The 11,899-nt window shown below is 69.8% G+C and carries 11 protein-coding genes; 7 read left to right on the top strand and 4 right to left on the bottom strand.

Annotated elements, in window-relative coordinates; all coding sequences use genetic code 11:
- The first annotated feature begins 244 nt into the window (after positions 1-244).
- Complete coding sequence (locus tag ACGFIE_RS25975; RefSeq protein WP_393299187.1) at positions 245-640, top strand: PPOX class F420-dependent oxidoreductase; 396 nt, start codon at positions 245-247, stop codon at positions 638-640.
- Between the two features lie 36 nt (positions 641-676).
- Here the strand turns inward: ACGFIE_RS25975 and ACGFIE_RS25970 are convergent, their stop codons facing one another.
- Complete coding sequence (locus ACGFIE_RS25970; protein ID WP_393299184.1) at positions 677-1,312, bottom strand: TetR/AcrR family transcriptional regulator; 636 nt, start codon at positions 1,310-1,312, stop codon at positions 677-679.
- 99 nt (positions 1,313-1,411) lie between these two features.
- Here ACGFIE_RS25970 and ACGFIE_RS25965 point away from each other — a divergent pair, with 99 nt between their 5' ends.
- Positions 1,412-1,999 carry an NADPH-dependent FMN reductase gene (locus ACGFIE_RS25965; protein ID WP_393299181.1) on the top strand — a complete coding sequence of 196 codons (588 nt, stop codon included), beginning with the start codon at positions 1,412-1,414 and terminating at the stop codon, positions 1,997-1,999.
- The gene (locus tag ACGFIE_RS25960) at positions 1,996-3,420 is read left to right on the top strand and encodes a DHA2 family efflux MFS transporter permease subunit (RefSeq protein ID WP_393299179.1); all 1,425 of its coding nucleotides are present in this window, start codon (positions 1,996-1,998) and stop codon (positions 3,418-3,420) included. Before ACGFIE_RS25965 ends, ACGFIE_RS25960 begins: the two co-directional genes overlap by 4 nt.
- Positions 3,421-3,719: 299 nt before the next feature.
- On the opposite strand, the gene ACGFIE_RS25955 is transcribed toward ACGFIE_RS25960, so the two are convergent.
- Positions 3,720-5,078: a carbohydrate-binding protein gene (locus ACGFIE_RS25955; protein ID WP_393299177.1), complete on the bottom strand. Its 1,359-nt coding sequence runs from the start codon at positions 5,076-5,078 to the stop codon at positions 3,720-3,722.
- A gap of 211 nt (positions 5,079-5,289) precedes the next feature.
- On the opposite strand from ACGFIE_RS25955, the gene ACGFIE_RS25950 reads away from it, so the two are divergent.
- Positions 5,290-6,585: a BNR repeat-containing protein gene (locus ACGFIE_RS25950; protein ID WP_393299174.1), complete on the top strand. Its 1,296-nt coding sequence runs from the start codon at positions 5,290-5,292 to the stop codon at positions 6,583-6,585.
- Positions 6,586-6,668: 83 nt separating this feature from the next.
- Here ACGFIE_RS25950 and ACGFIE_RS25945 read toward each other — a convergent pair whose 3' ends face one another.
- Positions 6,669-7,484, bottom strand: coding sequence for an alpha/beta fold hydrolase (locus tag ACGFIE_RS25945; protein ID WP_393299171.1), 816 nt, complete (start codon positions 7,482-7,484; stop codon positions 6,669-6,671).
- A gap of 53 nt (positions 7,485-7,537) precedes the next feature.
- On the opposite strand from ACGFIE_RS25945, the gene ACGFIE_RS25940 reads away from it, so the two are divergent.
- Positions 7,538-7,942, top strand: coding sequence for a winged helix-turn-helix transcriptional regulator (locus ACGFIE_RS25940; protein WP_393299168.1), 405 nt, complete (start codon positions 7,538-7,540; stop codon positions 7,940-7,942).
- Positions 7,943-7,955: 13 nt separating this feature from the next.
- Here the strand turns inward: ACGFIE_RS25940 and ACGFIE_RS25935 are convergent, their stop codons facing one another.
- Positions 7,956-8,744: an IclR family transcriptional regulator gene (locus tag ACGFIE_RS25935; protein ID WP_393299165.1), complete on the bottom strand. Its 789-nt coding sequence runs from the start codon at positions 8,742-8,744 to the stop codon at positions 7,956-7,958.
- Positions 8,745-9,002: 258 nt separating this feature from the next.
- Between ACGFIE_RS25935 and ACGFIE_RS25930 the strand changes: the two genes are divergently transcribed.
- Together ACGFIE_RS25930 and ACGFIE_RS25925 are read left to right on the top strand one after the other, a co-directional pair.
- Positions 9,003-10,199, top strand: coding sequence for a fumarylacetoacetate hydrolase family protein (locus ACGFIE_RS25930; protein WP_393299162.1), 1,197 nt, complete (start codon positions 9,003-9,005; stop codon positions 10,197-10,199).
- The gene (locus ACGFIE_RS25925) at positions 10,196-11,713 is read left to right on the top strand and encodes an aldehyde dehydrogenase family protein (protein WP_393299160.1); all 1,518 of its coding nucleotides are present in this window, start codon (positions 10,196-10,198) and stop codon (positions 11,711-11,713) included. Before ACGFIE_RS25930 ends, ACGFIE_RS25925 begins: the two co-directional genes overlap by 4 nt.
- The last annotated feature ends 186 nt before the right edge of the window (positions 11,714-11,899 follow it).

Genomic DNA, 11,899 nt, shown 5'->3' with positions numbered 1-11,899 from the left:
CAGATACCGCCCACATTGTCCTTCTCGTCCGTCGGTTGGCGGCCGAGTACACCAGCCTTGTCGCCCATCGCAGCCGACGTTCTTGGTTGAGACCATCATTCGGCAGGCAATTGGCTGCCCGGCGGCGAACCCACCGAGATGTCCACAGTGTGGCGACGCCGGCCGGGTGAATTCGACGATGAACGCCTTCACGAGGCACTGTCGCAGATCGGGTCCTCGCTTCCCGGGCCGACGCAACGGGTACATGACCGTGTTCACCGAGCGGGAGCTGGCCTTCCTGAGTGAGCAACTTCTGGGCAGGCTGGCCACCGTCCAGCGGAACGGCACCGTGCAGAACAACCCGGTGACGTTCGGGTACAACACCACGCTGCACGCGATCGACATCGACGGCCACGGCATGGAGAGCAGCCAGAAGTTCCGCAACGTGGCGGCCGGCTCCAGCGTCTCGCTGGTGGTGGACGACGTGGCCTCGACCAATCCGTGGAGCGTGCGCTGCCTGGAGATCCGCGGCAGCGCCGAGGCCCTGCCAGAGGCGACGAACGCGGCGGGCGAGCCGACCGGCGCGCTCATCCGGATCCACCCCCGCCGCATCCTGAGCTTCAACATCGACCCCGACGCGGGCATCCGGTCGGTGGCGTGACGCGCGTGACCGGGCGGCGGGAAGGTCGCCGCCCGGTTACGCCTGGTAGCCGTGCAGGAAGGTGTGCACCCCGGCCGCTACCATCGCGGCCACCTCGCGCTCGGCCGGCGGACCGACCAGGTAGGGCAGATTGTCCGACGAGATCAGCACCATCAGATGGCCCGCGGCGCGCTCCGGATCGTCCATCTTGAGCGGGTGCCGCTCGGCGATCGCGCACAGCCGGTCGGCCAACTCCCGGCGCACCCGCTGCGGCCCGTTCTCCTGCCAGGCGGCGATGGCCGCGGCGGGGATGTGCTCCGCCTCCGCGTGGATCTGCCGGACCAGCGCGAAATGCGGGGCGTTGGCCGAGTTGCGCACTGAGATCCACTCGATGCCGAACGCGACGAGGTCGCCCTCCAGCTCGACGATCTTGTGCAGGTGGCGGTCGATGATCGCGAGCTGGGTCTCCACCAGCCGGCGCGAGCTCTCCTCGATCACCGCCTCGAACAGGCTCGCCTTGTCCTTGAAGTGGTTGTAGATCGTCCGGCTGGACACGCCGGCCTCGGCGGCGATCGCGTCCAGACCGGCTCGCGTGTAGCCGTCCCGCGAGAAGATCGCCAGCGCGCCCTCGATGATGGCCCGCCGTTTGTCCGGGGAGCCCCCGCCTGACCAACTGTTCGGCTTCTCCGTCACGGCCCGAGTCTAGCGCTCTTACAACGTTCATTGTAGTTAGAGCAACGTTCGTTGTAACCTGATCCTCGCCGGAGTCCATGACTGGAGAGAGAGCACCTAATGACCAAGATCGGGATCATCCTGGGCAGCACCCGTCCGGGCCGCCGGGGACAGCAGGTCGCCGAGTGGGTGGCCGAGGTCGCCGCCAAGCAGCAGGACGACGTGACCTACGAGATCGTCGACGTCGCCGACTTCGACCTGCCGCTCCTCGACGAGGAGCATCCGGCCCTGTTCGGCAAGTACGGCAAGGACCACACCCGGCGCTGGGCGGAGACGATCGAGTCGTATGACGGGTTCGTCTTCGTGACGGCGGAATACAACCACTCCGTCCCGGGGGCGCTCAAGAACGCCCTCGACTACCTGTTCGCCGAGTGGCACCACAAGCCGGCCGGCTTCGTCAGCTACGGGCTGCACGGCGGCACGCGCGCCGTCGAGCACCTGCGGCTCATCCTGGCCGAGCTCAAGGTCCCGACCGTACGCACGCAGGTCGTTCTGTCGATTTTCAACGACTTCACCATGTCGGCGCCGACCGAGACCGGCTCGTTCACGCCGGGGGCCCACAACGAGCCGACCCTGGTCACCATGCTCGGCGAGATCGCCGCCTGGTCCACGGCGCTGGAGTCGCTGCGCAGCCCGGCCCTCGTATGACCCGCGTCGACAGCCGGTCCGCGCCGCCGCTGGAGATCAGCCCCGAGACCTGGCGCCTGGCCTGGGTCGTCGCGTTCGGCGCGTTCGCCGGCGGCCTCGACACCTCGCTGATCAACATCGCGCTGAACACCATCGAGCGTGACTTCGGGGCCGATCTCGAGCTGGCTCAGTGGATCTCGAGCGCGTACCTGCTGGCCCTGGCCGTCTCCCTGCCCGTGTGCGCGTGGCTGGGGCGGCGGCTGGGGGTGGGCCGGCTCTGGCTCGGGGCGCTGGTGGCGTTCACAGTCGTCTCCGGTCTGTGCGCGGCGGCCCCGTCGATGCCGGTGCTCATCGGCCTGCGGGTGCTGCAGGGCCTGACCGCGGGCCTGCTCGTGCCGGCCGGTCAGACGATCCTCGGCCAGGCCGTCGGCCCCGGCCGGCTCGGACGGGTCATGGCTCGGATCGGCATCGCCGTGGTGCTGGCGCCGGCCCTCGGCCCGGTCCTCGGCGGGCTGCTGCTGCACGGCCTGTCCTGGCGTTGGCTGTTCCTGATCAACGTGCCGATCGGGATCCTCGCCATCCTGGCCGGGCTGAAGTGGATCCCGCACGAGAGGGGCACCCACACCGGCCCACTCGACGTGGCCGGGTTCGCCTACATCGGACTCGGCCTGCCGCTGACCGTCTACGGCCTCACCACCTGGGGGGCGCTCGGCACGCCCGAGCCCGCCCGGGTGCTGCTGTCGCTGGCTCTCGGCTGCGCCGGCATGGCCGCATTCGTGGTGCACGCGCTGCGACGCACCGATCCGCTGCTGGACGTGACGCTCTACCGGACGTCGGCCTACACGGCGGCGAGCGTGGCGTTCGTGTTCAACGGGGCGCTGACCTTCGGCTGTGCGCTGCTGATCCCGCTCTATTTCCAGTTGCTGCACGGTGAGGGCGTGTTCGAGACCGGTCTGCGCACGCTCGCGCTGGGTGCCGGCACGGCGGTGATGCTGCCGCTGAGCGGCCGGCTGACCGACCGGTACGGCGGTGGCCCGGTCGCCGCCACCGGCACGCTGTGCACGGCCGTCGCCACCGGCGCCTTCGCCCTCGGACTCGACCAGCAGCCGGTCCTCGAGCAGGCCATGATCTTCCTGCTCGGGATGGGCATCGGCATGGCGTCCACCCCGCTCATGGTGTCGGCGTTCACCGCGGTGCCCCGCGAGCGGCTGCCCGACGCCACCTCGCAGATCAACATCATCGTCCGCATCGGCGGTGCGCTCGGTGCGGCGATCTACGCCGTGGTTCTGGCCCGCGCGCTGCCGACCGGCGCGCATCATGCCTTCCGGGTCGCCTTCACCTGGCAGGCCGGCACCGGCATCGCGGCCTTCGCGGGCGCCCTGCTGCTGTGGTTCATCCTGTCCCGCAACGGTGACCGGGCCACCGCCCCGGCGCATCACTGAGCAGTGCCGCACCCCGCACACACCTCGCCGCTCGCCGCCCCCGTGGCGAGCGGCAAGGCTCCTCCGCAGCGAACGGGCTGTCTTACCTGGACCCCTGAGCTGCCCACCTCCGACGGCGATGTTGGAGTGCAACTGACCGCCGTCGAGATGGACCGTGCCTTGGGCGGCTCGCCCCTCGATGACGACGGCGCCTCCATTCCCCACTCGACCTGATCACCCAGCCAGGTCTCACACGACCCGCCGGCCGGTTGACGGTCGGCGGGTCGGTGCTCGCGTTCTCGCCGCAGGCTGGGGGCCGGTCAGCGGCCCTGTAGGCGCTTGACGTTGTCGCCGAAGGTCCAGCCCTTCGACCCGTCCCAGTTCGCCGACCAGGTCATCAGGCCCTTGAGGCCGGGCACGGAGTTCCAGGCCTGCGTGACAAGTGACGTCGACAGGTAGCCGCCGCCTGCCCCGTTCTGCGCGGGCAGGCCGGGGACCTGCTTGTCGTAGGGCACACGGATGGTGGTGCCCTGGATGGTGAGGCCGTTGTTGAGGCACTGCGTCTGCACGGTGAAGCCCTGCACGGTGCCGGCGGGGTACGAGTCGCCGGCGCAGCCGTACATGCTGCCGTTGTAGTACTGCATGTTCAGCCACCAGAGCCGGCCGTTGTCCACGTACTTCTTGATGATCGGCAGGTACGAGCCCCAGATCGAGCCGTAGACCACGCTGCCGCCGGTGACGTAGGCCGTCTCGGGGGCCATGGTCAGGCCGAAGTTGGACGGCATCCGGGCCAGCACGCCGTCGATGATCCGGATCAGGTTGGCCTGCGACGTGGACAGGGTGTTGATGCTGCCGCTGCCGGTCAGGCCGGTCTCGATGTCGATGTCGATGCCGTCGAAGTGGTAGGCCGTCAGGATCGGCACGATCGTCGCGACGAACCGGTCGGCGACGGCGGTGGAGCTCAGGTCGATGCCCGCGGCGGCCCCGCCGATCGACATCAGGATGGTGGCGCCGGCCGCTTTGGCCTGGCACATCTCGGCCGGGGTGGCGACCTTCACGCCGGCGTCCATGCCGTTCTCCCAGAGGACCGTGCCGTCCGCGCGGATCACCGGGAACGCCGCGTTGATCACGTTGTAGCCGTGCTGGCCGAGCCGGCTGTCGGTGATCGGGATCCAGCCGAGACCGGGATGTACGCCGTTGGAGGCGCCGTCCCAGTTCTCCCAGTAGCCCTGCAACACCTTGCCGGCGGGCCGCGACTTCACCGCGCAGGTCCCACCGGTCGGCGGAGGCGTGGTGGGGGGAGGTGTGGTCGGTGGTGCCGTGGTGGGGGGAGGGGTGGTGGGCGGCGCGGTCGTTGGCGGCGCCGTGGTGGGCGGCGGTGTGCTGCCCGAGCACGCGCCCAGGTCGCGCCACAGCGACGGGGTCGCGGCGGGGTTCCAGCCGGCGCCGGGGTACGCGGTGTGGGTGACCAGAGCCTGGTAGAGCCGGCCGCCGTAGGTGACCTGGACGCCCGCCTGGTAGGTGACGCCCTCGGCCCAGGCCGGTGCGGCGCACGCGACCATCGCGACGGTGCCCGCCGAGGACACGGCCGCCGCCATGCTGCTGGGGACGAAGGCGACGGCGGCCGCGACAGTCATCGCCGCCCCGGCTACCACTGCGAAAATCCGACGGCTTCTCATGGCTCACTCCCCAGGCTTCGACGTCCCGCGACCTCCACATATTGACGTTCACAACGGTTAATAGCAAGGGTTGTTTACAGATCCCGGGCGGCCGGTGGATCGTCAGCGCCAGCGGTCCGGGGTGCAAGATGTCCAGACGTACTCCCGCTATCCGTTGCCGGCGTCCTGATCGGACAGTCCGCGTTGGCACTACCCAGGAGAGGATCTTCGAATGACGGCCTCGGCGGCCTCCCCGACGGTCAACACGCCGACCACCACCACGCTGACCACCCACGGCCGCACCGCCGAGAGCTACACGGGCCTGATGAACGGCGAGTCGTTCCAGCAGGACGGCATCGTCTCGCACCGACGGTGGCAGTACGCGACGTTCTGGGACGACGAGGGCTACGTCAACGTCTCCAGGCGTCCGACGAACGGCACGTGGCAGACCATCCGCCTGACGGACTACCGCACCGCCGCCACCGATTCGCACAACGTGATCAGCATCGGTCTCTCGCACGTGGACGGAAGCATCCACCTGTCGTTCGACATGCACTCCCAGCGCTTCCGCTACCGCAAGTCGGTGGCCGGCATCGCCACCTCGCCGGACACCGCCACCTGGTCACCGGGCATCTTCGGCGCCGTGCAGAACAGCCTCGCCGGACGCGACCTGGCAGTCATGACCTACCCGCAGTTCACCACGATGCCCGACGGCAACCTGCAACTGACGATCCGTACGGGGGAGAGCGGGAACGGCAACCAGGTTCTGTTCGAGTATCGGGCCGGTGCGTGGAGTTTCGTTGGCAAGATCATGAACGGCACCACGCTCGGCAACAACGCCTACCTGTTCGGCTTCCAGTACGACGGACAGGGCGTGCTGCACATGACCTGGACCGTCCGGGAGACCTTCGACGGGAGCAGCAACCACGATCTCTACTACGCGTACAGCACGGACCGGGGCCGTACGTGGCGCAGTGGTTCGGGTGCGTTGATCGGCACCGCCGACTCCAGCCCGATCTCGACGACCACCGCCGCCGCGCGGTTCTGGGCCATCGGGCAGAACCGCGGCCTGATGAACCAGGAGTCGCAGACCGTCGACTCGGCGGGGAACGTGCACGTCCTGGCCTCCCACCTGCCGCCGTCGGCGCCCAGTGACGCCGTCTTCACCAACGCCCGCACCAGCGCCGTGCTCGTGCACTACTGGCGTGAGGCCGCGACCGGCCAGTGGCGTCAGCGAATCCTCGGCTACCAGGCGGGCGTCAGCCGCGGCGACATCGGCGTCGATTCCCGGGACAATCTGTTCGTGGTGAGCGCCGCCTCGAACACGGGCGTATTGCAGGTCGCGACGGCGTCCCGGGCCTCGGGTTGGTCGGACTGGGCCGTGCGCTACCGGTCCTCGGCGACCTTCACCTCCGATCCGCTGCTCGACCACCGCCTGTTGAAGTCGAACAACATCGCCAGCGTCTTCGCGCCGCATCGGGGCGGCAGCCGGATCGACGTCCTGAACTTCACAAGCGCCGGGAACTGACCGACCCGCTGAGGGCGGCCGCGAGCGGGAGCAGACCGGGTTCCCGCTCGTGGGGCAGTAGTCGCGCCCCTGGCGCCGCTCGGTTAACGGGACACGGCGGAGTCGGTGCGGAGTAACTGCGCGACGGCGTCCGGGCGGTCCAGCGGCACGATATGCCCGCTGCGGGGGATCAGCTCACCGGAAAGGTCGTCGGCAACACCGATGAGCTGCCGGTGGAGCAGGTCGCCGACGGTGTTGCCGCCGACGGCCAGGGTGGGCACGGTCAGTCGGCCGGCTGCGGAGATCGCCGTCGCGTTCTGCCCGGCGGCGCGGTAGTAGCCGAAGCCGCAGCGCAGTGCCTCACGACCGGTGTACGCGCTGACGAACGCGTCCCGGATCTGCGGGGGCACCCCCCGTCGCTCGAAGGTGCCGGCCGCGAGGAAGAAGTCGACGTACTCGGCCTCGTGGCCTTCGAGCACCGTCTCGGCCAGCCCGGGAGCCGAGTGGAAGCCGAACCACCACGGTGGTGCCGGGAAGCCGCCGGGCAGGCCGGGCAGCGCCGCCTCCATCAGCACGAGGCGGCGTACCCGGGTCGGGTGCAGCGCGCCGAGCAGGAAAGCGCCCGGCACGCCCGCGTCCAGGGCCACGACCTCGGTCTGCTCGACCCCCAGCGCGTCGAGCAGGCCGAGCATGTCTCCGGCGCCGGTCGCCGCGTCGAAGCCGTCCGCCGCGCGAGCGCTGTCGCCGAGCCCTCGAAGGTCCGGTGCGATGACGCGGCGTCGTCCACCCAGCAACGGCAGCACCTCCCGCCACACCTGCCACGTGTGTGGCCAACCGTGCATCAGCAGCACCGGCGGGCCGGCGCCGTCCAGGGCGACGTTCAACTCGGTGCCGTTGGTCCGGATTCTGCGCAACTCCATGTCTGACCTCCGCCGGTTACCATTGGTTACCTGCTTAACATGGGAGATGCCTGATGGCTTGGCAAGACGGCACTTTCGCGCCACCTGGTGAGGCCGGGGTAACTGGGGATCTGTTCAGCCCGGCGTGTCCGACCCGGCAGCTGCTCGACCGGATCGGCGACAAGTGGACGTCGATGCTGATCAAGGTGCTGGCAGAGAACCATCCGGCGGAGCTCGGCTTCGCGGAGCTCCGCCGCCGCGCCCCCGGGGTGTCGAACAAGATGTTGTCGCAGACGCTGCAGAGCCTGTGCCGCGATGGTCTGGTGACCCGACGGGTCGAGGCGAGCGTGCCGCCGCGCGTCCATTACGCGCTCACCGGCCTGGGTCTCTCCCTGGATGCCCCGCTGGCAGCGGTCCGGGCGTGGGCCGAGCAGCACATTTCTTCCATCGAAGAGTGCCGTCGTCGCCCTGGTCAGTAGGGGCCGCGCGTCGTCAGGGCGCGGACCGGCCGTCACCGTCCGGGTCCACGGACGGCCGTGGGTAGCCGAGTTCGTACGAGATCTGGTCGGCGGTCTCCAGGAGGAGCGGGAGGTTGCTCTTCAGTTGGTCGAGGCTCGCGATGACCTCGATCGCGGTGATCGAGGCGGCGGCGATGACCTGACCTCGCGAATCCCTGATCGGTGCGGCCACGCACAGCACGTACGCGTCGTGCTCGCCGTTGTCCACTGCCCAGCCGCGTTCGTGGATGCGGGCGAGTTCGGCTTCGAGGGCGTCGTGGTCGGTGAGGGTGGTGTCGGTGAATCTCTCGAAGACGACGGGGGAGAGAAGACGGTCGCGCTCCTCCCGCGGCAGGTGGGCCAGGATCGTCTTGCCCACCGCGCTCGCGTAGATCGACACCGCACGCCCGATCCGCGAGGGCAGCTTGACGGCGTCGAACGCGGGACTGTCCACCTTGTCGATGTAGATGATCTCATCGCCGGTCAGTTGTGCCAGGTGCACGGTGTGGCCTGTCGCGCGTTGCAGCGCGCGGAGGTGGGCGGCGGCGGGCTGGCGCAGGTCCATCGAGCCGAGCGCGAGTTCGGACAGCTCGATGAGCCCGCTGCCGAGCACGTACGTGCCCGCCCCGGTCCGGCGGACGAAGCGAGCCGATTCCAGCGTCTGCAGGATCCGTAGGGCCGTGGACTTGTGGACGCCCAGCACGTCTGCGGCCTCCGTCAGGGACAGCGGATGTTCGGCCGAGCGACGGATGAGGTCGATCGCGCGGCGTATGGATTGCGCCAAGGCTGCTTCTCCCCTCGCGCGGCGGCAGCACCGTGACGGCCATTGCATCATGTGCAATAGATGCGACGCAATGCGCAATCGTCACTTGACAGCGTTGCGCATGTCGCTACGATCGTTGCAATTCCATTCGTTGACGCCAACTCGTAACAGTGGAGTGACGATGGGTAATCAGCGCGCTCGTTTCGGCTTCCCCAGGGCGACAGGTGCCCTCGACCCGGTCGCCACCGCCCGCACGCCCGCAACGAGTACGTGTTCGCGGTGACCCGAGGGCCGGCAGCCGACGCGGACTGGTTCGGGGCGGCCGCCGAGGCGTTGCCGGGCGAGGTGGACAGCGTCCTGATCGGCCGGATCTGGGACCCTTCCGTCGACGGCCCCACGCCCGTTGCCGTTCGCAACGGCGAGGTCATCGACCTCAGTCACCGGTTCCCCACCATCCGGGACATCTGCGAGCTACCCGACCCGGCGGCGACCGTGGCCGAGCTCGACGGCGCGCGGGTGGGCGACTTCGGGGAGATCCTGGCCAACACGGGCGCCGCCACCCGGGACCGTGGGCGGCCCTGGCTGCTCGCCCCGGTCGACCTCCAGGCGCTCAAGGCCGCCGGCGTGACCTTCCCCATCTCGATGATCGAACGCGTGATCGAGGAGCGGGCACGGGGAGACCTGGCGCTCGCGGCGGACATCAGGCAACGGATGTTCGCCGACATCGGCGTCGGCCTGCACGACCTGGACCCGGGCTCGGCCGAGGCGGCCCGACTCAAGAGCCTGCTGGTCGCCGAGGGCATGTGGAGCCAGTACCTGGAGGTGGGGATCGGCCCGGACGCCGAGATCTTCACCAAGGGGCAGATCCTCTCCGCCGTCGGCACCGCCGTCGAAGTCGGCGTGCTCGCCGCGTCGACCTGGAACAACCCGGAGCCCGAGGTCACCCTCGTCGTGGCGTCCAGCGGCCGGATCGTCGGCGCCACACTCGGCAACGACGTGAACCTGCGCGACATCGAGGGCCGCTCGGCGCTCCTGCTTCCCCTGGCGAAGGACAACAACGCCTCCTGCGCCCTCGGCCCGCTGATCCGGCTCTTCGACGACCGGTTCGGCATGCAACAGGTTCGCGAACTCGAGGTGCGCCTGGAGGTCCGCGGCGTGGACGGCTTCCTCCTGGAGGCGGTCTCGGAGATGACCCGGATGTCGCGCGACCCGGAGGACCTGGTGCGGCAGTTGATCGGCCCGCACCACCGCTATCCCGATGGCGCCGCCCTGATGCTCGGCACCATGTTCGCGCCCATCCAGGACCGGGACCGCCCCGGCGAGGGCTTCACCCACAAGATCGACGACGTGGTACGCATCAGCTGCCCGGCACTCGGCACTCTGGTCAACCGGGTGCGGCACGCCCAGGAGTGCGAGCCGTGGCACTTCGGCGTCCGCGACCTCATGGGCAATCTGGCAAGGAGGGGACTGCTGTGAACGTGGTCAGCACGGTCGATCCGCGCGACGGTAGGCGTCGCGCGACGGATCTCACCGAGACCGACGAGTCCCGGCTGGAGGTGATCGTCGGCCAGGCGTCCCGGGCGACACGGTGGTTGGCCGGCCTCGGGAGGCTCGGCCGGGCGGACCTGCTGGACGCGATCGCCGCGTCTCTTCAGGCCCGTCGGGTGGATCTGGTCGCGGCGGCCGAGGCGGAGACCGGGCTGGCCCACGCGCGGCTGGACCAGGAGCTCACCCGTGCCGCGGTCCAGTTCCGGATGTTCGGCGACGTGCTGCGCGACGGGGCGTACGTCGAGGCGGCCATCGACCACGCCGTCGACACACCGCTCGGACCCGGCCCGGACGTGCGGCGGATGCTCGTACCCCTCGGACCGGTCGCCGTCTTCGGGGCCAGCAACTTCCCGTTCGCCTTCTCGGTCGCCGGCGGCGACACGGCAGCCGCGCTCGCCGCCGGGTGTCCCGCGATCCTGAAGGCCCACCCGTCCCACCCGTTGACCTCGCACGCCTCCGCCGCCGCGATCTCCTCGGCCATCGGCGACCTCGACGGCCCCGAGGGGGTGATCGCCCTCGTGTACGGGGAGCAGGCCGGCCGCTCGCTGGTGCGTCACCCCGCGATCCGCGCGGCCGCCCTGACCGGCTCGGTCAACGCCGCCCGCGCCATCCAGGCCGCCATCGACGAACGACCCGACCCCATTCCCCTGTACGCCGAGCTGAGCAGCGTGAACCCGATCGTCGTCCTGCCCGACGCGGCCGCCGACCGCGGTGACCAGATCGCCGAAGGGCTGTTCGCCTCGTTCACCGCCTCCGGTGGTCAGCTCTGTACCAAGCCCGGCCTCGCGTTCATTCCGTCGGGTCGGGGCGGCGATCGGCTGGTCGACACGCTGCGGGAGAAGGTCGCCTCCGCGGGCGGCACGGTCCTGCTCAACGAGCGCATCCGGGACGCGTACGAGCGCCGGGCCGCGGAGTTCGAGCGGGCCGGCGCTCACCTCTCGGCGCGGCCCCAGATCGACCCCGGGGAGGGCTTCACCGCCGCACCGAGGCTCCTGGAGGTCGATCTGCCGGGTCTGAGCGCCGAGATCGCCGACGAGTGTTTCGGCCCGCTCATGGTGGTGGTCCGCTATCACGACGCCGGCGAACTCGACGCCGCGCTGGACGCCGTCCCATCGTCGCTGACCGGCTCCGTCCATCGCGGCCCGGGTGACGACGCCGACGTCGTACGCCTGTTGGTGGACGTGCTCTCCGCCCGCGCGGGCCGCATCGTCTTCGACGGCTACCCCACAGGTGTACGGGTGTCGTGGGCCCAGCACCACGGTGGACCCTGGCCGTCGACGAACGCGGTGCACACGTCGGTGGGCGCCACGTCGATCCGACGATTCCTCCGCCCGTTGGCGTGGCAGGACGCCCCGGCCTGGGTGCTTCCCGAGGAGTTGCGCGACGAGTACACAGCCATTCCCCGACGCGTCGACGGGAGGTTGATGCCAGCGGTCGAATAATCGCGTCCGGCGCTCTCTCACGGGTGTGTTTCGGGACCACCCGCGACGGGCATCGTCGAAACGCGCCCGAATGGATGTCGACGTGATTTCCGAATCCATTCGTCGACCCATTGTGGCCGTCGTGGCAATTCCTGTTTCTGCTGACGTACTCCCTTTGGTGGGGAAGTCCCGGCCGCGCGCCCCCGG

This window comes from Micromonospora sp. NPDC049275 (assembly GCF_043197115.1).
Classification (GTDB): Bacteria; Actinomycetota; Actinomycetes; order Mycobacteriales; family Micromonosporaceae; genus Micromonospora.
This window is presented reverse-complemented; position numbering and strand designations above follow the sequence as displayed.